The organism is Enterobacter pseudoroggenkampii, assembly GCF_026420145.1.
Taxonomy (GTDB): Bacteria; Pseudomonadota; Gammaproteobacteria; order Enterobacterales; family Enterobacteriaceae; genus Enterobacter; species Enterobacter pseudoroggenkampii.
Genome location: NZ_JAPMLV010000001.1, coordinates 1701432 through 1721872 on the forward strand (window position 1 = coordinate 1701432; position 20441 = coordinate 1721872).

At 49.5% G+C, this 20441-nt stretch carries 28 protein-coding genes; 6 read left to right on the forward strand and 22 right to left on the reverse strand.

Annotated features, from left to right (window positions below; genetic code table 11):
* The first annotated feature begins 220 nt into the window (after window positions 1–220).
* The 3 genes from nifJ (at window position 221) to OTG14_RS08275 (ending at window position 5515) form a co-directional block, all read left to right on the forward strand.
* Window positions 221–3745 (forward strand): pyruvate:ferredoxin (flavodoxin) oxidoreductase, encoded by a 3525-nt coding sequence (gene nifJ / locus OTG14_RS08265; protein WP_267214905.1) that lies wholly within the window; start codon window positions 221–223, stop codon window positions 3743–3745.
* 388 nt (window positions 3746–4133) lie between these two features.
* Window positions 4134–5243 (forward strand): porin OmpC, encoded by a 1110-nt coding sequence (gene ompC, locus OTG14_RS08270; protein WP_248271926.1) that lies wholly within the window; start codon window positions 4134–4136, stop codon window positions 5241–5243.
* Between the two features lie 146 nt (window positions 5244–5389).
* Window positions 5390–5515 carry a hypothetical protein gene (locus tag OTG14_RS08275; RefSeq protein ID WP_267214906.1) on the forward strand — a complete coding sequence of 42 codons (126 nt, stop codon included), beginning with the start codon at window positions 5390–5392 and terminating at the stop codon, window positions 5513–5515.
* A 61-nt stretch (window positions 5516–5576) separates the two neighbouring features.
* On the opposite strand, the gene OTG14_RS08280 is transcribed toward OTG14_RS08275, so the two are convergent.
* From OTG14_RS08280 to OTG14_RS08315, 8 genes are all read right to left on the reverse strand, one after another.
* The gene (locus tag OTG14_RS08280) at window positions 5577–5654 is read right to left on the reverse strand and encodes a hypothetical protein (RefSeq protein ID WP_223239581.1); all 78 of its coding nucleotides are present in this window, start codon (window positions 5652–5654) and stop codon (window positions 5577–5579) included.
* Window positions 5655–5722: 68 nt separating this feature from the next.
* Window positions 5723–6145, reverse strand: coding sequence for a GFA family protein (locus tag OTG14_RS08285; RefSeq protein WP_267214907.1), 423 nt, complete (start codon window positions 6143–6145; stop codon window positions 5723–5725).
* A gap of 3 nt (window positions 6146–6148) precedes the next feature.
* Window positions 6149–6346 carry a hypothetical protein gene (locus tag OTG14_RS08290; protein WP_023312007.1) on the reverse strand — a complete coding sequence of 66 codons (198 nt, stop codon included), beginning with the start codon at window positions 6344–6346 and terminating at the stop codon, window positions 6149–6151.
* A gap of 90 nt (window positions 6347–6436) precedes the next feature.
* Entirely contained in the window at window positions 6437–7468 is a 1032-nt protein-coding gene (locus OTG14_RS08295) for a methyltransferase (RefSeq protein WP_267214908.1), read from the reverse strand.
* Window positions 7469–7726: 258 nt separating this feature from the next.
* Window positions 7727–8176: a hypothetical protein gene (locus OTG14_RS08300; RefSeq protein ID WP_267214909.1), complete on the reverse strand. Its 450-nt coding sequence runs from the start codon at window positions 8174–8176 to the stop codon at window positions 7727–7729.
* Between the two features lie 152 nt (window positions 8177–8328).
* Window positions 8329–8769 carry a VOC family protein gene (locus OTG14_RS08305; protein WP_045908846.1) on the reverse strand — a complete coding sequence of 147 codons (441 nt, stop codon included), beginning with the start codon at window positions 8767–8769 and terminating at the stop codon, window positions 8329–8331.
* A gap of 72 nt (window positions 8770–8841) precedes the next feature.
* The gene (locus OTG14_RS08310) at window positions 8842–9186 is read right to left on the reverse strand and encodes a DUF1294 domain-containing protein (protein ID WP_267215207.1); all 345 of its coding nucleotides are present in this window, start codon (window positions 9184–9186) and stop codon (window positions 8842–8844) included.
* A 95-nt stretch (window positions 9187–9281) separates the two neighbouring features.
* A complete protein-coding gene (locus OTG14_RS08315; RefSeq protein ID WP_267214910.1) occupies window positions 9282–10805 on the reverse strand; it encodes an EAL domain-containing protein in 1524 nt (507 codons plus the stop codon).
* 702 nt (window positions 10806–11507) lie between these two features.
* On the opposite strand from OTG14_RS08315, the gene OTG14_RS08320 reads away from it, so the two are divergent.
* A complete protein-coding gene (locus tag OTG14_RS08320) occupies window positions 11508–11918 on the forward strand; it encodes an ASCH domain-containing protein (protein ID WP_267214911.1) in 411 nt (136 codons plus the stop codon).
* Window positions 11919–11951: 33 nt separating this feature from the next.
* On the opposite strand, the gene OTG14_RS08325 is transcribed toward OTG14_RS08320, so the two are convergent.
* From OTG14_RS08325 to OTG14_RS08340, 4 genes are all read right to left on the reverse strand, one after another.
* Complete coding sequence (locus tag OTG14_RS08325; RefSeq protein ID WP_126533792.1) at window positions 11952–12467, reverse strand: GNAT family N-acetyltransferase; 516 nt, start codon at window positions 12465–12467, stop codon at window positions 11952–11954.
* 94 nt (window positions 12468–12561) lie between these two features.
* On the reverse strand, window positions 12562–13296 hold the full coding sequence (locus OTG14_RS08330) for a YnfC family lipoprotein (protein WP_267214912.1): 735 nt from the start codon (window positions 13294–13296) through the stop codon (window positions 12562–12564).
* A gap of 142 nt (window positions 13297–13438) precedes the next feature.
* Complete coding sequence (locus tag OTG14_RS08335; RefSeq protein WP_342453692.1) at window positions 13439–14053, reverse strand: terminase large subunit domain-containing protein; 615 nt, start codon at window positions 14051–14053, stop codon at window positions 13439–13441.
* Window positions 14031–15020 (reverse strand): terminase small subunit, encoded by a 990-nt coding sequence (locus OTG14_RS08340; protein ID WP_267214913.1) that lies wholly within the window; start codon window positions 15018–15020, stop codon window positions 14031–14033. The genes OTG14_RS08335 and OTG14_RS08340 overlap by 23 nt, the downstream gene beginning before the upstream one ends.
* A 119-nt stretch (window positions 15021–15139) precedes the next feature.
* Here OTG14_RS08340 and OTG14_RS08345 point away from each other — a divergent pair, with 119 nt between their 5' ends.
* Window positions 15140–15448, forward strand: a complete 309-nt coding sequence (locus OTG14_RS08345; protein ID WP_267214914.1) for a hypothetical protein — start codon at window positions 15140–15142, stop codon at window positions 15446–15448.
* Between the two features lie 103 nt (window positions 15449–15551).
* Here the strand turns inward: OTG14_RS08345 and OTG14_RS08350 are convergent, their stop codons facing one another.
* From OTG14_RS08350 to OTG14_RS08365, 4 genes are all read right to left on the reverse strand, one after another.
* On the reverse strand, window positions 15552–15851 hold the full coding sequence (locus tag OTG14_RS08350) for a hypothetical protein (RefSeq protein WP_196352175.1): 300 nt from the start codon (window positions 15849–15851) through the stop codon (window positions 15552–15554).
* Window positions 15852–15985: 134 nt separating this feature from the next.
* The gene (locus OTG14_RS08355; protein ID WP_267214915.1) at window positions 15986–16447 is read right to left on the reverse strand and encodes a lysis protein; all 462 of its coding nucleotides are present in this window, start codon (window positions 16445–16447) and stop codon (window positions 15986–15988) included.
* Window positions 16448–16449: 2 nt separating this feature from the next.
* On the reverse strand, window positions 16450–16890 hold the full coding sequence (locus OTG14_RS08360) for a lysozyme (RefSeq protein WP_267214916.1): 441 nt from the start codon (window positions 16888–16890) through the stop codon (window positions 16450–16452).
* A complete protein-coding gene (locus OTG14_RS08365; RefSeq protein WP_196352172.1) occupies window positions 16868–17092 on the reverse strand; it encodes a class II holin family protein in 225 nt (74 codons plus the stop codon). Before OTG14_RS08365 ends, OTG14_RS08360 begins: the two co-directional genes overlap by 23 nt.
* 115 nt (window positions 17093–17207) lie before the next feature.
* Between OTG14_RS08365 and OTG14_RS08370 the strand changes: the two genes are divergently transcribed.
* Window positions 17208–17579 carry a hypothetical protein gene (locus OTG14_RS08370; RefSeq protein WP_196352171.1) on the forward strand — a complete coding sequence of 124 codons (372 nt, stop codon included), beginning with the start codon at window positions 17208–17210 and terminating at the stop codon, window positions 17577–17579.
* Between the two features lie 158 nt (window positions 17580–17737).
* On the opposite strand, the gene OTG14_RS08375 is transcribed toward OTG14_RS08370, so the two are convergent.
* The 6 genes from OTG14_RS08375 to OTG14_RS08400 all read right to left on the reverse strand — a co-directional run bounded on the left by OTG14_RS08375 (window position 17738) and on the right by OTG14_RS08400 (window position 20353).
* A complete protein-coding gene (locus OTG14_RS08375) occupies window positions 17738–18571 on the reverse strand; it encodes an antitermination protein (protein ID WP_267214917.1) in 834 nt (277 codons plus the stop codon).
* The gene (gene rusA / locus OTG14_RS08380; protein WP_267214918.1) at window positions 18568–18930 is read right to left on the reverse strand and encodes a crossover junction endodeoxyribonuclease RusA; all 363 of its coding nucleotides are present in this window, start codon (window positions 18928–18930) and stop codon (window positions 18568–18570) included. The genes OTG14_RS08375 and rusA overlap by 4 nt, the downstream gene beginning before the upstream one ends.
* A gap of 2 nt (window positions 18931–18932) precedes the next feature.
* Complete coding sequence (locus OTG14_RS08385) at window positions 18933–19133, reverse strand: hypothetical protein (protein WP_267214919.1); 201 nt, start codon at window positions 19131–19133, stop codon at window positions 18933–18935.
* 4 nt (window positions 19134–19137) lie between these two features.
* Entirely contained in the window at window positions 19138–19740 is a 603-nt protein-coding gene (locus tag OTG14_RS08390) for a DUF1367 family protein (RefSeq protein ID WP_267214920.1), read from the reverse strand.
* Window positions 19741–19779: 39 nt separating this feature from the next.
* Window positions 19780–20022, reverse strand: coding sequence for a hypothetical protein (locus tag OTG14_RS23795; RefSeq protein ID WP_224065701.1), 243 nt, complete (start codon window positions 20020–20022; stop codon window positions 19780–19782).
* A gap of 106 nt (window positions 20023–20128) precedes the next feature.
* Window positions 20129–20353, reverse strand: a complete 225-nt coding sequence (locus tag OTG14_RS08400) for a DinI-like family protein (protein ID WP_267214921.1) — start codon at window positions 20351–20353, stop codon at window positions 20129–20131.
* Window positions 20354–20441: the final 88 nt, after the last annotated feature.

Here is a 20441-nt window from a genome sequence, read left to right on the forward strand (position 1 = left end):
CCGTGTCGTCGAGAGCGAAAGTGCGTATTTATGCGCTTCAGAAACAATTTCTCGCAATTTTTTCGCCAAAAGTTTGATCTACTCATTGATGGCGAGAATACCGAGGACACAAAAGCGAAAATCGTAAAATCACCCATTTGCTAGAATACATAGATAATATTCAGGGTTTGTTGCCGTAATACAGACCCCTATTTTTTGCGCAATGTAAGGGTGTTGTCCTATGCAAACTATTGACGGTAATGGTGCAGTTGCCTCAGTCGCGTTTCGCACCAGTGAAGTTATCGCCATCTACCCAATTACGCCAAGTTCTACCATGGCTGAGCAGGCGGACGCCTGGGCGGGTAACGGGTTAAAAAACGTCTGGGGCGATGTCCCGCGAGTGGTTGAAATGCAGTCGGAAGCCGGTGCGATTGCCACGGTGCACGGCGCGCTTCAGACCGGCGCGCTTTCCACGTCGTTTACCTCTTCTCAGGGATTATTGTTAATGATCCCGACGCTGTACAAACTCGCCGGTCAACTGACGCCCTTCGTTCTGCACGTCGCGGCGCGGACCGTTGCCACCCACGCGCTCTCTATCTTTGGCGATCACTCAGACGTGATGGCCGTACGCCAGACCGGCTGCGCGATGCTGTGCGCCAGCAGCGTTCAGGAAGCCCAGGACTTTGCCTTAATTTCGCATATCGCCACGCTCAAAAGCCGGGTGCCGTTTATTCATTTCTTTGACGGTTTCCGCACCTCTCACGAAATCAACAAAATCGTCCCGCTGGCCGACGATACTATCCTGAATCTGCTTCCGCAGACGGACATCGACGCGCATCGCGCCCGGGCCCTTAACCCTGAACACCCGGTTATTCGCGGCACATCGGCGAACCCCGATACCTATTTCCAGTCGCGCGAGGCCACGAACCCGTGGTACAACGCGGTTTACGACCATGTTGAACAGGCGATGAATGACTTTGCCGCCGCGACCGGCCGGGAATACAAACCCTTTGAGTACTACGGCCATCCACAGGCGGAACGGGTCATTGTGTTGATGGGCTCGGCCATTGGCACCTGCGAGGAAGTTGTTGATGAGCTGCTGACGCGCGGCGAAAAAGTTGGCGTGCTTAAAGTACGTCTCTATCGTCCGTTCTCGGCGAAACATCTGCTCTCTGCGCTGCCGGAGACCGCGCGTACCGTTGCGGTGCTCGATCGCACCAAGGAGCCGGGCGCCCAGGCGGAACCGCTGTATCTGGATGTGATGACTGCCCTGGCCGAGGCCTTTAATCACGGCGAACGTGAAACGCTGCCGCGCGTGATCGGGGGGCGCTACGGTTTGTCCTCCAAGGAGTTTGGTCCGGACTGCGTGCTGGCGGTATTCAACGAGCTCAGCGAAGCGAAGCCCAAGCCGCGCTTTACCGTCGGCATTTATGATGATGTGACGAATCTGTCCCTGTCGCTGCCGGAAAACACCCTGCCCTCAACCGCCAAACTTGAGGCGCTGTTCTATGGTCTGGGCAGCGACGGCAGCGTCTCCGCAACCAAAAACAACATCAAAATCATCGGCAACTCCACGCCGTGGTACGCCCAGGGGTACTTCGTCTATGACTCCAAGAAAGCCGGCGGTTTGACCGTTTCCCACCTGCGCGTGAGCGAACAGCCCATCCGCTCTGCGTATCTTATTTCTCAGGCTGATTTTGTTGGCTGTCACCAGCTGCAGTTTATCGATAAATACCAGATGGCCGAGCGCCTGAAGCCCGGCGGTATTTTCCTCCTGAATACGCCATACAGCGCGGACGAAGTCTGGGCGCGCCTGCCGCAGGAAGTGCAGGCGGTGCTGAACCAGAAAAAAGCCCGTTTCTATGTGGTTAACGCCGCAAAAATTGCCCGCGAATGTGGCCTTGCTGCACGTATTAATACCGTAATGCAGATGGCCTTCTTCCATCTGACCAATATCCTGCCGGGCGACAGCGCGCTGGTAGAACTGCAGGGTGCGATTGCCAAAAGCTATAGTAGCAAGGGCCAGGAGCTGGTCGAACGTAACTGGCAGGCGCTGGCGCTGGCGCGCGAGTCGCTGTTCGAAGTCCCGCTGCAGCCGGTCAATGCCGCAAGCCCGAACCGCCCTCCGGTCGTGTCCGATGCGGCGCCTGATTTCGTGAAGACCGTGACGGCGGCGATGCTGGCCGGGCTGGGTGATGCCCTGCCCGTCTCTGCGCTGCCGCCAGATGGCACCTGGCCGATGGGCACCACCCGCTGGGAAAAACGAAACATCGCCGAAGCGATCCCCATCTGGAAGGAAGAGCTGTGTACCCAGTGCAACCACTGCGTGGCAGCCTGCCCGCACTCTGCCATACGTGCCAAGGTGGTTGCACCGGAAGAGATGGAAACTGCACCAGCCAGCCTGCATTCGCTGGATGTGAAATCCCGCGATATGCGCGGACAGAAATACGTTCTGCAGGTCGCGCCGGAAGATTGCACCGGCTGTAACCTCTGCGTCGAGGTCTGTCCGGCGAAAGACAGGCAGGATCCGGAGATTAAAGCCATCAATATGATGTCGCGTCTGGAGCACGTTGAAGAGGAGAAGGTCAATTATGACTTCTTCCTGAATCTGCCGGAAATCGATCGTAGCAAACTGGAACGCATTGATATTCGTACGTCACAGCTGATTACGCCGCTGTTTGAGTATTCCGGAGCCTGTTCCGGCTGTGGTGAGACGCCGTATATCAAGCTGCTTACCCAGCTGTACGGTGACCGCATGCTGATTGCCAACGCTACTGGCTGTTCGTCTATCTATGGCGGTAACCTGCCCTCCACACCGTACACTACTGACGCCAACGGTCGCGGTCCCGCGTGGGCAAACTCGCTGTTCGAGGATAACGCCGAATTCGGCCTGGGCTTCCGCCTGACCGTTGACCAGCACCGCGCACGCGTGATGCGCCTGCTGGAACAGTTTGCCGGGCAGCTCCCTGCTGAGCTTAATGACGCGCTTCACGCGGACGCGACGCCTGAAGAACGGCGTGAGCAGGTTGCTGAGCTGCGTCGCGCGCTTCAGGGCGTGGCGGGCGCTGAACAGCTGCTGACCGACGCTGACGCCCTGGTCGAAAAATCGATCTGGCTGATTGGTGGTGACGGCTGGGCTTACGATATCGGCTTTGGTGGGCTGGATCACGTGTTGAGCCTGACTGAAAACGTCAATATCCTGGTTCTGGATACACAGTGTTATTCCAATACCGGTGGCCAGGCGTCGAAAGCCACACCGTTAGGCGCTGTGACGAAATTCGGTGAACACGGTAAACGCAAGGCGCGCAAAGATCTCGGTGTGAGCATGATGATGTACGGTCACGTTTACGTCGCGCAAATCTCGCTGGGTGCCCAGCTTAACCAGACGGTAAAAGCCATCCAGGAAGCGGAAGCGTATCCTGGCCCGTCGCTGATCATTGCCTACAGCCCGTGTGAAGAACACGGCTACGATCTGGCACTCAGCCACGACCAGATGCGTCAGCTGACCGCGACCGGCTTCTGGCCGCTGTACCGGTTCGACCCGCGCCGTGCGGACGAGGGTAAGTTACCGCTGGCGCTGGATTCACGTCCGCCGTCAGATGCCCTGGCCGAGACGTTGATGCAGGAACAACGCTTCCGTCGCCTTAACGCGCAGCAGCCGGAAGTGGCCGAACAGCTCTGGAAAGACGCCGCGGCCGATCTGCAAAAACGTTATGATTTCCTGGCGCAGCTGGCGGGTAAAGCCGAAAAATCGACCAGCGACTAGTTTCTCAGCCCGGCGTGTCCGGGCTTTTTTTTGCCATAAAAAAACCCGGTGTATTCACACCGGGCGAATCCAGATAATCAATAAATATCTATTTAGCTTCCTAAATATTATTCACGCGAATTATGGATAAATAATCTTAAAGGCATATAACGCTGCCAAGAATAGCTTAATTAACGCCTGATTAATAATTTTAATTTATTATGTTTTGCATTAAAACATTCATCAAACAGATGACTATTACCATTGATTTATTCGGTTTAGATTTTACTTAGTTCGTAACAATTATAATTTATTACTCTTACTCAGGAGTGATTTAGCATGAGACAACTTTCTCATTCAGGAAGTTCAACAGGTAATTAAATAAAAACAACTGCAAAGGAATATCACAATGCAAAGAAAAGTACTGGCCCTGATGATTCCGGCTCTGTTAATGGCTGGCGCAACTCATGCAGCAGAGATTTATAATAAAGACGGCAACAAATTAGATCTGTACGGAAAAGTAGATGGTCTGCACTATTTCTCCGATGATAAAGGCGCTGACGGGGATCAAACCTATATGCGTCTGGGCTTCAAAGGCGAAACCCAGATCAACGACATGATGACCGGCTACGCACAGTGGGAATACAACATTCAGGCCAATAACACCGAAGGGTCTGATAACCAGTCCTGGACGCGTCTGGCCTTCGCTGGTGTGAAGGTGGGCGACTACGGTTCCTTTGATTACGGTCGTAACTATGGCGTGCTGTACGACGTTGAAGGCTGGACCGATATGTTGCCTGAGTTCGGCGGTGACTCCTACACTAAAGCCGACAACTTCATGACCGGCCGTGCCAACGGCGTGGCCACCTACCGTAACACCGATTTCTATGGTCTGGTGCAGGGTCTGAATTTTGCGCTGCAGTATCAGGGCAAAAATGAAGACGCCAGCAACAATCAGGAAGGTACCAACAACGGTCGCGACACGCGTCACGAGAACGGCGACGGCTTCGGTATCTCTACTACCTATGACTTCGGCATGGGCATTACTGCGGGTGCAGCCTACACCTCTTCTGACCGTACCAACGAGCAGGTGATGCATACCACAGCGGGCGGCGACAAAGCGGATGCATGGACTGCGGGCCTGAAATATGACGCCAATAACATCTATCTGGCGGCAATGTATTCTGAAACCCGCAATATGACGCCGTACGGTGATAACATCGACGCCGTGGCGAACAAAACCCAGAACTTCGAAGTGACCGCGCAGTACCAGTTCGACTTCGGCCTGCGTCCGACCCTTTCATACCTCCAGTCTAAAGGTAAGGATCTGGGCAACGGTCAGGGCGATCAGGATCTGGTTAAATACGCTGACGTAGGCGCGACCTACTACTTCAATAAAAACATGTCCACCTACGTTGATTACAAAATTAACCTGCTGGATGAAGATGACAGCTTCTACAAAAACAACGGCATCGGCACGGATGATGTCGTCGCGTTAGGTCTGGTTTACCAGTTCTGATTGCCAGAGCCCGCATTATGATGCGGGCTCGATTTTTTTGAAGTCCGTCACAAAAGACAGTTTCAGAAAGGGATTGGTTGAGGGTAAGTTGAAAGAAAGCTGGTTAAACTCAGGTGATAGCCCTTTCGTCACTAAGGATAACAGCGTTGTTTAGTCGTGTATCCCTTGCCGTTCTTACCCTTTTAGCCGCGCTGTGGATGGCGTTAATTTTCGATTTTGCTGATGTTGTCGGGCATCTCGGCGCACTGTTAAACCATCTGGATGGCGGTTAACTGTGTTCCGTAAACAAAAAGCCACCAGCAGTGCCGGTGGCGGATAAACGCACAGGTCGCGTTATTTTTTCACCGGTTGAGGCTTTTTATCCCCTGATTCAGGTGCCTCTCGCGGATCGTCTTTTTCAACACAGAGCATAGTCTCTCCTGTTTCAGATAACCACCCTCCACTATAGCCAGGCTGATTAAAGAATGGCCAGGCGGCAATTACGCCTCAACTGTCCCTTTCTTGCGAAAAGAGAGATAGCCAAACACCCCGCTGTCTCCATCCGAGGGATGGTTTACCCCGTCCATTACCTTCACCTCAGAGAAATCGAACGGTGAGACGTTTTCAAAGCAGGCAACATTCACGCCGTATTCGTTTGGATTGGAACGCCGCTGATGGAACGTGTATATCCCGCACACCGAGCAGAAGAAATGCCGTGCCGTTCCCGTGTTAAAACGGTACTCCGTGAGCTTATCCTCACCTTTCGTCACGGTAATCCCTGACAGCGGCGCAGAGACGACGACCGCACCCCGCATGCGACAAAAGGAACAGCTGCAGCGCCGAGCGGTGTTCAGGCCATCGGTAAGCTCAACGGTGAATGCCACCACGCCGCAATGGCACTTCGCATTACGTCTTTCAGCCATAGGCTATACCCCTTTTCTCACCAGCTCGGCGGCTTTCACGAAAACCTCGTCTTCTACACCATCGCCTTTTTGCCTGCCCAGCCTGACCAGCTCATCGACAATACTGTTGCGATGGATCGGTTTCTGCGCTGAAACCAGCCCAATGACGGCGGCCCCAATCGCCAGCCCCACTAATCCGGTTTGTTCATCTTTGTTTTTCATATTCATGCTCCTGGTACAAGAGACAAGCGTAGCAGGAATACGGTAAAACGGAATGCCGGGCACATGCTCTGTGAATATTATTTAAACAGCTCAGGCAGGTACGACTTCTAAAATCGACAGATACGAACGGGTGTCTATTATTTTGTTCAACTTCAGATTGGTCTGTTCAAACAAGGCCTGATACTCAGACTCTGTTCGTGCCCGCCCTCCATCAAAACTTGTTAACAGAAGAAGGTCAATTTCAAATCGTCCCTGTTCATTATTTTCTTTTTTAATAAGCGGCTCAAAAATTAATAGCCGGGAGTTTTCTTTCATAGCCTTTCTGCAGCATTGAAGTATCTGAATGGCCTTCTCATCAGGCCAGTCCATCAAAATATATTTAAGCAAGTAAATGTCCGCTACAGGACAGGCTTCAAAAAAGCTACCCTCAACGGTCTTCCATCGACGATTATCCTTTAACAGGTGCAGTCGATTCCGCTCAAGCACGTCTTTTTGATCGAAGAGGATCCCCGTTAAGGTCGGATTTCGACGTAAAACGGCCAACAATAAGTTACCCAGCCCACCGGCAATATCGGCAACGACAGCGTTTTGAGGGAACGAATAGCTATCTGCGATGACTTCATTCTCTACGGATGACATAGAGGCCATACCCGCATGAAAAATGTTGCTGTCAGTCATCGTGTCATCATGCTGCCAGTAGTCGTAAAAAGGCTTGCCAAACAAATCATTAAAAACAGGTTTGCCTTGCAATATTTCATCCATTTTAGCCGCTGGCTGCCAGAATGTTGGGTCTGTCAGCATGAGCACCGCCGCACGCAAGGAAAATTCATGCTCAGAACAGAGGAATTGTGCTGAATGGCTAAGACTGTATTCAGCTTCAGATAATTCGTTGAACACCCCGCGAGAGGACAATAAGCGCATGATCCGATGAAGATAGTCGCCATCGACACTAAGCTCCTCCGCCAGTTGCGTAACGGATTTTTTTCCTTCAACCAGACGATCTGCGACCCCTAATACCGCGACCGCCCGAAGTGCTGCCTGCCAGACAAAACCCATGCTTTGCTCTAACAGGCACATTCCCTCTTTACGGCTTAGTAAATCCAGACTATTACGTTGCGACATATTCTGCTCCTTACCAGTAAAGATGTGCTGAACAACTAAAACGCCGCTAGCAAGCGTAAGTCTGGTAGTGAGCTTTATCCATAATGTCAGAAAGGATTATTTGTGCGGTTTCGTACCGTTTTGCATACAGTCCATTTCAATACGTAAAAAAACAGGGCCACTTACTCCTTATTTTGATTAATAACACCACGACACTATTATTTCATAAATGATTACCATGATAGAAGTAATACCTGTCGCGAGACAGACATTTCATCGTTAGAATCTCGGTGCCAGCCCGTATTTTGGCGTTTTGATATTTGCCGCCCAAATTTTGATATCGTTTTGCAGGAGAATAGTGAAATCAGAGTTCAAATGCGTCACCATGCCATTGACGCTTTCCGCATCCACAACTGAAAAATGTTCAATTCTGTTCTTCCCTATCTGAACACAATCATATTTGGCGGGCAGCACTTTACCATTCACATTGAGTGGCAGCTTATTCTCACCACAGCGCCCTTCCGTAATATATGAGACCAGCAAATTAGCGGATTTCCTCCCAGGCTGGGATACGCTCACCATGACGGGATAACCTTCCGAGGTCTGCGTCATATCATAAAGCACCGCATTTTTCATATACCAGGTATTATATTCCCGCTCCTGAAAAGCGGACCAGCAAGGCGCAGAAAAAAGCGCCAGCACTGCCAGCGTAATAGAGACTATTTTCATGGAATGTTATCGTCCGTGGTGTTGCACGTATTATTCAGATTGTGCAAAAAACAGCAACAACTTAAGAATAGTCCTACTACTATTGGCAGTGATGGAGGATCAATTAACGACGCGCGACGCGGTCTGTTTCCTGTTGCTAACGTATCTTCGCTTTATTTATTCCGACTGGCCGTTCGGATCGCTTCCAGACCGACGCGCTGTCCGAATGACAGCTCTAACGTGTTTCCATCGGGATCGGCAAAAAAGACATAGTATCCGACGGGATCGCCTACATTCTCAGGCGCCTTCCTTAGCACACCTTCAGCGGTGGCCATCGCGGTTTTTCTGTCAATTTCTTCGCGGGTCGCGCAGGCAATTCCCAGATGCCCGAAACTGCCCAGCGGCGTATCGGTCACGGTATCGGCCTGTACCAGAACCAGTGCAAAAGGACGGGTATGGTCGCTAAGCCATGCGACTTTTCTGGCATCAGGCATGTCGGGTTCACGCAAATGAATGACCTCCATACCGGCATAGCGACGATAGAAGGCAATACTCTTTTCCAGGTCCCTGACCATAAACGCGACATGAGTGAAACCTACATCAATGTCTTTCATTTTAAGATGTTACTCCTTTATCAACGTGGTGCTGACATCTTAAAAGCTCAAGTTAACTTGATGTCAATACGCTCATAAAGAAGAAACAGGCGAGAAATGGTAAACCGCCGTCATCACGGCAATGCTAACGACAATGCTTAAGAAAAAGTAGGTTTTAAAGGGCTGCTTTTGCGTTTTATGGCGAAAGAGTTGCTGGCCCACAATCGCGCCAGGCCAGCCGCCGGTTACGCCAAATACCAGCAGCGTGGCTTCCGGTACCCTGCGCATACCCTTACGCGCTGCCTGTTTATCGGCGCCATACATAGCCATCGTCAGCACATTGATCAGCAGAAACCACATAGCCAAAGGGTTAGAGGCAAAAAGGCTGCCGATTGCAGCAAAGATCAGGAGTGAATAACAAAAGCGATTGAGGGTCATAGTAGCGGCCAGAGGATTGTTAAGCAGTTTTCGACGCCGCATTATACGCTACTTGCGCATATATCAGGCGGGAAATGCAGACAACTGGGAAAACGTTACTCCACCCTCACTTTAACCTTTGGCTTCGACAAAAGGATTTTTACCAACTCCTTAAAAGGAACAGGTTTGTAGAAGAAGTAGCCCTGTAAAAACGTGATGTTATTGCGGATGAGATAATCAAGCTGTTGCTGGGTTTCAACCCCTTCCGCAACAATACGGATTGACAGTTTTTTTGCCAGTTCCAGTACCGAATCCAGGATCAGGGTGGAATCCTCATTGGCATTCACTCTGGCAACAAAGCTTTGGTCGATTTTGATGTAATCAATGTGCAGGTCCTGCAGGTAGGACAGGCCAGAATATCCCGTTCCAAAATCATCCAGCGCGATTGCAAATCCGTTGTTATGCAGCTCATTCAGGGTCTTAACGAGATGTTCATCTACGTGGAGGGGCTCGCGCTCGGTCACCTCAACGACAAGGTTAAGATCCTGTTGCACAAAGCTGCGCTTGTAATTCAGGCACTCTTCAAAAAAGGTAGAGGAAACGATATGAGATGCACTGAAGTTAATTCCTACATGGAATCCTTCCGGCAGCAGCGAAGAAATTGAATTCATCTGCATTGCAACCTGACGCATTAAGCTTTGGGTTAATGGAATAATTAACCCTGATTTTTCAGCAAGAGGAATAAACGACGCGGGAGAAATAAACCCGGATTGCGGATGCTTCCATCTGGCCAGCACCTCGACACCGCGCAAGGTGCCCTCTTTTCCGCTCACGACGGGTTGGTAATAGGGAATAATTTCATTTCTGTAGATGGCAGTGCGCAGTGAATCTTCAGGCGATATATCCTTAGAGAGATAGCGTTGCAGAAGATAAGCAGGAAGAGAGGAAATGAGCAGCAGAAATAACAGCACCCCACCGGCCTGGTCGAATAATCTCGTCAGGCTAAAAAGAGGCGGAGCGTTAAATTGAATCGCGAAGGGATAATCAGCGTCTTTTACCGTCAGTACATCTTTGTTTGCATGGGGTGCCGTCAACACATCGCCGGATTGGCCTAAACGACGATTGCCGACTTGCAGTGAATACGCCACGCCACGTAATGGCATATTCAGCGCATCCCGGATATGGCTGTCGCTGATGCTCACCATGATTCGGCTTCCGGCATGGTTTGTCTGGTATAAGAGAACCGGCAGGCCGTTGACCGTACTTTTCGATGGAACAAGTAGCAATGATGCCTGAGGCAGCGCTGAGCCGTTAACCAGCAACACGCGATTTCCCGGTAAAGAGGAGCACCAGACCGCATCTTGTTTCAGAATAACGATCGTTCTCAGATGGGGTTGTAATGCCGCTTCAGTACCGAGCCGATACTGCCCTTCAGCATCACACTCATTCTCAGCAAGCTGCATTGCTATCTGGGTCGCATGACGAGCTTCTTTAAGAATGACGTTCATGTTTCGCACGACATAGTGCGCCCCTGCAAGGCTGTCAGCGCGTGCAGAATACCAAACCTGTAAATTGATGATAAAAACGCCCAGCATAAAAATTGCCGTGGCTGCAGCTAAGGAGATAGGTGCATGGCGCATTCAGGGTTCTCGACTCGAGTGACGTTGCCGCTTCGGTGATGCTGAAGTGATTGAATTGTCTTCGTCTTAAGCATGGTTGATAAAGAAAGAAATACCATGTCAGGCGTCAGAAATTTTCCCGCAAACCAGGCTCCATCTTTGCACCTTCTCAAATGGGGAAATAAAAAGGCCGCCGAACGGCAGCCCTGGTTGATACGTGCATATTAGTATTGCTTTATTGTCTTGACCGGTGTTCTTTCTGACCAGTCAGGCCGCTCGCCTGCCATGATTGCACGCTGTTGTGATGGCGTCACAGACTGCGTTATTTCAGGCATCGACTTGTATTCAGGTTGCTGAGGTGGGCTGAGAACCAGATCGGAGCTACAGCCTGACAGTAGCAACACCGCCAGTAGCGAAGAATTAAGCTTGAACACGTTAACCCCTTCCAATGGGATAAAAGTTACAGAAAAAGCGTGGTGTCGGTTCTATCCCGGTGACTTTTCTTTGTTATACAACATCACTCGCCTGGCTACCGGCCATAGATTCACCACGCAGATAACCCCACAAGGATATATTTACTCGAGCAATAAGCGCAACGCTTTGTTTTCCCTGTCCACCAGTGAAAAAAGGTGTCAGGAAAGCAGAGTACGCTTCTGGTATCGACGATGTTTATGCTAAAACCGCTGGTATATTTCTTTTGATAAAAGCTATGAGGGAAGTTGAATGGTGACGGTTGAGGAATTAAAAATGAAATACCCGGGCGCACAGGCCTGGCAAATGGGTGACCGCCCGGAACTGGCAAACGAGCTTGCGAACCTGATTAAAAAAGGGCTCAAAACGGCCACCTGCGGATCTTTTGCCTCGTACTCGCAGGATGTGTCTGCTCCACGGATAGGAAGCTACAACATAATCCTTGATGGTCAGAATGTCCCGGTCTGTGTGATCCGGCTGGTTTCCATGCGACTGGTGCGTTTTTGCGATGTTAATGAGGAATTCGCTCGTAAAGAGAGTGAAGGTGATTTAAGCCTTGAATACTGGCAGAAAGAGCATCAGCGATTTTTCTTCCGCGAAGGCCATTTTTCTGAAGATATGGAACTGGTCGCAGAAGAATTTGAATTGGTTGAGGTGCTGTAAGCGGAGATAAAGTGCCAGAGGTGTATCTGTTACTTAAGCAGGCTTACCAATATTAAGCTCATAGACTACGCATTCCGTATCGTAATGCTGCTCTATTGCTTTATAAGTCATACCTAACCTTTTCATAACACGCTGCGATGCGATATTTTCGGGATCGGCCACGGCCACCAGATAAGATGCTCCCACCCGTTCTACAGCATAATCAACGATCGCTTTCGCTGCCTCTGTAGCATAGCCTTTGCCATTGTGTTCAGGAACGAGGCGCCAGCCAATCTCTAATGGTGCACCCTCCACGTTTGCCAGGTGCTGGAGGCATGCTGCACCAACGATCGCACCAGAAGATTTCTCTCTGATAGCCCACCACGAGAAGTGATACTTATCCCAGCGAGCCTGCACCCTTCTGATGCCCTCCCAGGTTTCTTCGGGCGTTTTAACGATACCCTTATTGATATAGCGCATCACCTCAGCATCACTATCCATTACCCTTAAGCCTTCATAATGTGAATCATTATAGGGTTCCAGGATTAAGCGGACCGTTTCTACATTCATCTTAAATTCCTCTTACATTAAGCCAGTGCCTTCATTGAACTCGTCCCGATAAAACACCATGACGCCGGAGGTAGCTTATTGGAATCGTTTTAATCTAGTAGAATTCAACTTTCGTATGCGCTGTCATTGAAACTGGTTTCGGCGCCGGATTACCTGCGTTCTGTACTGTGGCATTACATATTTCAGGTACAAGCATTTCGTTATAATGACAAGAACTGGTTGCTGTATACCCCTCCGAGAAAACTGATGAGTTTATTAGTTTATAATCAAGAGGCTTTCTTTTTTTATCAACATAAGATATTTCATTTTTAGACATAACGCTTTCTGAACTATAAAATTCAGAGCGCGTCAAATTATCGTCTTCATCATAAAAATGTTCAGATATTTTTTTACCTAAAAAATAGGTGTCTTTAATTAATCCATTCGGGTAAAGAGTGTAACGCAACTCGTCACCGTTTTCATTTTTACTCAAAATGTGACATTTTTCATCAAGTTGTATTGAGAGAGGCTTGCCATCTCTATGGCCAATAAGACTTCCATTTGTATATTTTAGAATGGTTTCATGTCCAGAAGAAACATTATCAAGATTTAAGCTATCAACACAACCATTTTTATCCAGTCTGATGGAGATTTTATAAGTGATTTCTCCATTCTCCTCAACATCAGTATCTAAGGATTTAACAGCCCCCTTAACTGGATTAAAATCAAACATAGTCGATAAATTATAAAGTAGAGGTATGTAGTGATTTTCTGCAAAAGCCATGCTTGAAAATAAGGAAGTACAAAGGAAAAGAGTAGAAGTTTTTATCATTTTTAAATCTAAGCTCAAGTTACCCTCAAATTAAGTAAGCTCATTACAGCATGCTTACTGCTAATCTTCAACATTGATACTGGCGGAGATGATTGCACCACAACTGCGCCGTTTGCCGTAAAGTCGCTATCGTATCCAAACGTCTGAACGCTACCCTTTATCACGTATCGGCGCCAGATTTCACGCAGCCGTAAAACGTGCTGGCCTGAATCAGTCCATACAGCGCCGCAAGCTCTGGCTTTTCACGCACCGCCTTCACGAACTGCTGGTAGACGAACTTGAACACTTCTGGCGTCGTCGTTACATCGATGCCATTTCGCAGCCCATCGACCTTATAACGCATACGGGCGATGATTTTTCGCCAGGCCTGCTGCGCTTTGGCAGCCGCCATGACGTCCAGCTCATCCACCATCGCGTTACCAATTTTGAAACCAACTATCGAGCCGGGCTTCTCCATCGAGCGGCAGATGGTTGTCCCGCGGTAGCGCCATCCCTCGTAGAAGTGAACTTCTTTGTTCCCCTCGTTGATTTTGACGCTCAGCCCCCAGTCAAAGGCCACCTCTTCAATCGTCGGGTAGAAGATGTCACGGATCTGCGGATATGTTGGCGCGAAATAGCCCTGGTTGATTTTAGGGTGCTCCCACATCCCCTTACAGATGCCGCTATAACCCACCCACGTCTTACCGGAACCGAACCCGGCAACATAGGCTTTGAATTTATGCTGCATTGCCAAGAACCGAGCTTGAGGGATATTAAGTGTCGGGCTGATCCCCATCGTCCGCCCTCGCGTCCACTACGTTGATATTGATTTGAACTGGAGTTGGCTCGTCATCGTCACCATCACCCGCCAGCTCCTTGCGGAGTTTCTCGACCTCAAGCTGCCGGCGTTCGATTTCGATCTGCTGCAGACGCTGTGCAAACTCGCTATCAGCAAGGCCAAGGCGCTTCATTACCGCTTCGAACATACGCTCGCGGCTTATTGCTGTGATTTCGATGCCATTTTTGCCGACCTTCACGCCTGAATAAGCGAGCCGTGAGACTGGAGGAAGTTTGCGAGTATCAGGGAAATAAGGCTGGCCGATGCCGTCACCGTTGCAGCGCGGGCATTCTGGGTTTGGTTCTCGGTTATGGTCGTAACCATAGCCGCCAGTATCCTGCGGCAGCCTGGCACCTTCCCTTCCCTCGACTTTTGCCGTTTCCTCATCAAACTCAACTGCATCGCGCCACTGGTAATGGTGACCGAAGCCCCAGCAGTAACGACACGCGCCGCGACGATACTGTGAAAGCTGGTTTGCATCGAAAGTGGCGAGCTGCCACATCTGCGCCAGGACTTCATCGGCACTGCCAAGCGTGCGCACAATGGAGGCTTTCTGCTGCTTCGCAATGGCCTGGGCAACGTTAGGATTCGCTATGAGCTGACGACCATAATTTGGGTCGCTATAACCAGCACGTGCAGCTGCGGCTGTGGCGTTATTGTCCTTCAGGTATTCAGCAATAAAGCGCTTTACCTTCGCGCTTAACTTTATGTCCACCAGCACTTCTGCGCTTTGTTCGTTCTGCGCAGTGCACATTTTTTTCTGCGCAGTTTTTTGCGCAGTTTGCGCAGAAGTTTTTTTGATATATCGACGGGCGGTAGCGTAATTCAGTCCCTGCGCTTCACACCATTCCTTAGGTGATACGCCGGTTTCGGCATGTTCGGACAGGAACCGTTGCTGAAGCAAGCCCCAGTCCGGTTTCGTCATTTTTTATACCTTTACTAAAATTTTGATGGGTTATGCCGATATAAATCAATGGAAAGGGCAATGAAAAAAATTTAATTTTTGTCGGTAAGACTTGTAGCGTAAACACAAAAGGAAAATTTATGACTTGGGTAACAATTTTTGATGGCGTGGTTATGGGTGATCACATCAAGGTTCAGCGGTATGTTGATGAAGATTCTGAAGAAGATTACCCTGTCAGAGTGAAAGCCACAGATAAAAACCCTCCACAGATTACCCCACCTATTGTTGAAGAAGGAGCCATTATGATTCCTTTGCCTCCGCACAATCCTAATCATAGATTCACATTTGATTATGACAATATCAATGATATGTATAACAAATTCGCAAGCGATTCAGGGAGAGACACGGAATTCACAGATGCTTTAGAAAAAGCCATTTTAGGAAACTAAAACTAATAAAATATTATAGCCATCACCACGTATTATCTCTTGATGATGGCTATAAAACCGCCTTCAGACGGTTTGTAATGAAAGCAATGTGTGCGGTAACCACTTAAGAATAATTTTTCTTAAAATGACGATCGCAGTATTCATCAGATGTTGCTACCTGAAGTGGTCCAGGGTTGGGCGATAATTGAACCTGCCGTTGGAACCCAGAACTTTGTTCGCTTTGCCAGTCAAAATCAATTTTATCAACGATATAGACGTTACCCCCATCTTCCTGCTTTACTATAATCTTATCAACAAAGAAAGGATGGGCACTTTTATCAGTATAAACTTCATATCGAATACAGACGTCATTTTTATCATACAGGTAAGTTTTTTCTAGGGTTAACCGCACATTCTGGCTCATGTCACATCTCCATTGGAATGAGACGATACTTTAGCGCCATAATTATATTTTTTACAAACACATTACGCTTAAAATATGGCATTGATCAATGTCCTCTTCAGAAAAACTACGGAATAATCCGCATAATCGGTTAGCTATCTAAGGCACTGAATATTGATGTAATCCTGCAGATAGCCGACCTGCTTCGTCACAGTAGTGATTCGTTCTCTGAGGGTGAAATAATCCCGTTCAGCGGAGTCAGTAAGTCTGGGGGTGGAAGCATCGCCCAGGCCGCCGGTGCTGGCCGTTCCGTTCGCGGGACATCTTGCGTTGACGTGCAGCCCACACTTGCCAGAGCTAACACAACGCTGCAGATCTTCAAGCTGAGATTTCGCATCAGCTAATTCCTTCGTGTATTTAGCATCCAGTGCAGCGACATCTCGCTGCCGGGTCTGCATATCTTTGATGGTGGCGTTCGCCAAGCTGAGTTTATCAGTCGCCTTATCGCGCTGCTCTTTGTATGTGATGGCGTTGTCGCGGTAGTGATTGATCGCACAAGCCATGGAAACCAGCAGGCAGATAACGACAGTGCAGATGATGCCTGTTAATCGGCTCATTTCTAACCCCACTCGCAGACTTCGCGCTCAATCTCGCGTCGAGTGATCAAACCCTTCCACTGTTTTCCACCGGCATTCAATTTCTTCAGCAGCGTCGATCTGTTAAACGCTCCAGTTCCCACGTTGTAAGTGAAGGAGTAAAGTGCGGCACGAGTGGTTTCGGGAACATGGACCTTTATCAACGGGTCGATAGCTACAGCGACCTTGCGCAGGTCGGATTGAAGCAAAGCATCACATTCTTTATCGGTGTAGCGGTAGCCGCGGCGAATATCAGCGCCAGTGTGCCCGTCACAAACAGTCCAGACACCAACTACGTCTTGATAAGCGTAATAGCGTCTTCCTTCAAGTCCATCCGCATTGCCCAGCATCACAGCTGCAATAGTGATTGCGCTGGCTCCGCCAACAACGGCGCCCACCAGCTTATTTCGGAGTGTCGGGTTCATCTCGGCTCCTGCTGCGGCGGTTGTCTTCGCGGATTTTGAAATAGAGGTTTGTCAGGTACGTCATCACTGCAATGATGATACCCACCAGCACGCCGATAGCGTTCCACTGCTCGGGGCTATAGGCATTCAGCATACCGTTTAGGATGCTACCGGCTGAAGCGCCATATGCAGCACCTGTGGTTATTTTGTCCATGCGATACATGCTCTCACCTCGCGATGCTGCGGGTGTTGAATGTTTGAAGATGATTAGCCGTAATGACTAAAGCTGAGAGTGTGTTCTACCGATATTGATATGAACATTTAATCTGGGAAATTTTATGCAGACAGTATCTACTTACAAAGATCTTGCAAAAGCAATAGCCTGTGATTCAAACAAAATTGAAGTCACTGGTGATATCACCAAGGGAACGGTAAAAATCGTGGCCAGTGGCGCGGTTTCCTGGGCAATTGCTATCGGCGCAATCAGCATCGCATACGCTGCATTTGTTATGACGCCTGCGACGGGGGGAACTAGCTCAACTTTATCATTAATGTTTGCACCGGCAGCTGTTGCCAGCATTGGATTACCAGCAACTACCGCAGCAATTGCAATTGTAACTGGCGCAGGATCCTTAACGGCGATTAAAAACTTAAGGAAATATAAGGTTGAATCTCTTGAAGATGGTAAAGCTATTTTAGTTAAAAAATAGTTTCATGAGTTCCTAGCTGGTGTACAGAGTTGTTTTGAAGGTATAAAAAAAGCCCCACGGGGCTAACCGCAGGGCTTTAAACGAAGGCAATAACCCATCGTTAGGGCAAAATTACCACAGATTCGGGAAAAGTAAATAGCTCACGATAAATTCATACCCTATTTTGTTATCTGCTTCAGCTGCGCATCAGCCCACGCCTCTTCGATATCAAACTTGGTGATGAGCTGGTCGTAGAATGGCTTAACAGACTTCTTCCAGGTATCGAGGCTGATTGCATCCGTTATCTCACTTAAAGCTGCGTAAGCCTCAGTTGATGGAATTCGCTCAAATCCCCGCCCACTGCAGCGCTTGCAATCAGCCAGTACCGGAACGCCCTGCTGCTCTGTAAGAGCCTGATTAACAGCTTTCCCGCGTCCATGGCAATCTTTACAGGCACAACTTAAAACCTTCTTGCCCTTACACTGAGGGCAGAGAACGCGCGCTACCTCCCTGACCTGCCTGCGCATTTCATACTCGGAAGGGCGAATATTTTCCACACCCATGAGCAAAGACATCTTCACGAATTTCTTCTCTTTTGCCGGAGTGTGGGACTTCATGCTGAAAACCTCAGCGTCAATAAACCCTTCCCCATTGCAGCCATCGCAATGCTTCACGCTGGCGGCGCTGCGGGAATAGTCCTCAAACGCGAAAGAGGCCAGCTGGTGCATCACCAGTGGTTTAATCTCTGCATTAAGCTTACGTAATGCCGCAACATGGTCGCACTTAGTCAGCGCATACTGGGCCAGCAGTTCGATCGCCCTCTCCCGGTCGTTGTTGCTGATACCCATCTTCCCGAGAAAAGCGCGGTATCCCAGAGCTGCCCGTTCCTGCGTCATACCCATAGCGGCCATGATATCCGTTCCGGTTAATGAGTCTGATGCCGTTGCACGCGGAGAGTCGCTAATCATTGTCGATTTGGCGAAGTTATATTTGAGTGTATTTTCAAGATTCATGCGGTCTCCAGCTCGGTAATGGTAAGTTCTAATTTCCCGCCCTTAACGACAGGCATTTTCACAACGCGATAGTCAATAACCTGGCAGTCGTCCAGCCAGAACCCCGCCTTGGTTAAAGCGTCGAATGCAGCCTTCTGCAGGTTATCCAGATTGCGGCGCCGGCGGTCGGGCATGTGACAATCGATACGGATTTTGAGTGGTGCGGCCGTGCGAATATTAAGCCGGGCACTTCGAATGACGCTGGCGACTGCATAGCGGTACGCGACACCATCAGCGCTAATGTGCGTGCGCCCGCGGTTGTGCCGGTAATACCGGTTGTTGCTCGGCGGCCAGGGCAAAGTGATTTGATATGTTTTCACGTTCACCCCCATAACCGGTTTCGCCAGCGGCTATCCGGGCGCGCTGGTGTATTTGAGGTCGGAAGGAAAGCACTGACAGTCCAGGTCACGTAATCCTGGTTAAGGCTGCGCTCAACTCGCACGCCGCGCGCTTTGTAACGCTTAACAAGTTCGTCCGCCTGTTCGGTACTGCAGTCGGTATGATGGAACCATGTAGACTTCATTCGATCACCCCGCGAAGCCAAGCAGCTGCGCTGCGACATTTTCGGCCTCATCGCGACTGCGGAATGAACGGGACAGGATCCAGCGCCAGAGGACATCGAGCGCAGCTTTATAGAGTTGTTGAAACTCGAGCTCGTCCATGTTGGCAAACGAGATGCTGCGGGGATGCTTTTTGAGTGTGCCGTCAGGTAGCTGAATGGCATCAAAGTGCCCTGCCTCAACGATCACCCATGAGCGGTAAGCATCGAAGGATTTGCACAGGCTAATACCATTCGTGACGCGCCGGTAAGCAACCTGATCAAGATACTGCTCAGCAGCATCGATCAGCGCGCCCTCATTCCCGCCATAAGAAGCCAGGAATTTTGCGTAGCCGGTGATCAGCTTCCGCTCGTTGCTAGAGATAGCCCCGCCGGTTGGTTCCCAGTATTCAAAACCGAGATTGAGAAGCGCGAAAAAGCGCCGATGGAATGCCGGGTTACGTACCCGCCTGAACTCAGCAACAAGAACATCGCCGAGCCGGGTTTTGGATTGCAGGATATCGCTGGTCTCGGGTGTGGCCGGGATCAGTATTCCTGAGTGGTGTTTGATAAGTTGTAATTCTAGCGCCATGGTTCTCTCCGTGGCGCATCAGGTATAGGTTGTTCAGGCCTATGAAAGAATAATATCAGACGGTGGAGTTACTCGGTACCCCAGTCGTTTTGCAAATTGCATAAACCCGTTGAGAGTGAAAATTTCTTCCTCTTCGAGTAACGGTCGTAATGAAACTATTCCATTTACTCGATAAACCAGATATCTCCCTTCCGCCGGGAAGCTATAGATAACTGCTTTATCGGCCCTTCTGACCACGTCGTACCATTGATCATCTGCATTAAAGGCATCTGCACTACACACTTTTTCCCCCAGAGCGACTTATTGACGCGGTAAACAGTAATCGGGAACAGCCAGGGGAACGCAAACAGCGATACTCTTTGAAACTGCTCCAGTGAAAATCACGCGTTTAATAAAACCACTCGTCCGCGCTTTCCCAGGTCTCCTGCACGATATGTTCGAACTCTTTCTTGTCGCCCCCGAAAACAGTCAAACCATCATTACTGGCACGCCTAATCGTAAGCTGGTAATCATCAAACTGCTTGCTGAGTCTTTTAAGCAGTTCTGACTCGAGCGCAGGTATACCTCCATCAGGAAGTTTCTTCATGCGATCAATGGTTAGCTCAACTTTCATGGTGGCCTCCTTTGCATGTACTGTTTTTTTATACAGTATACCTGCATGGGGAAATGGTCAACTTCTTAAGAGCACTTTTTGGTAAAGC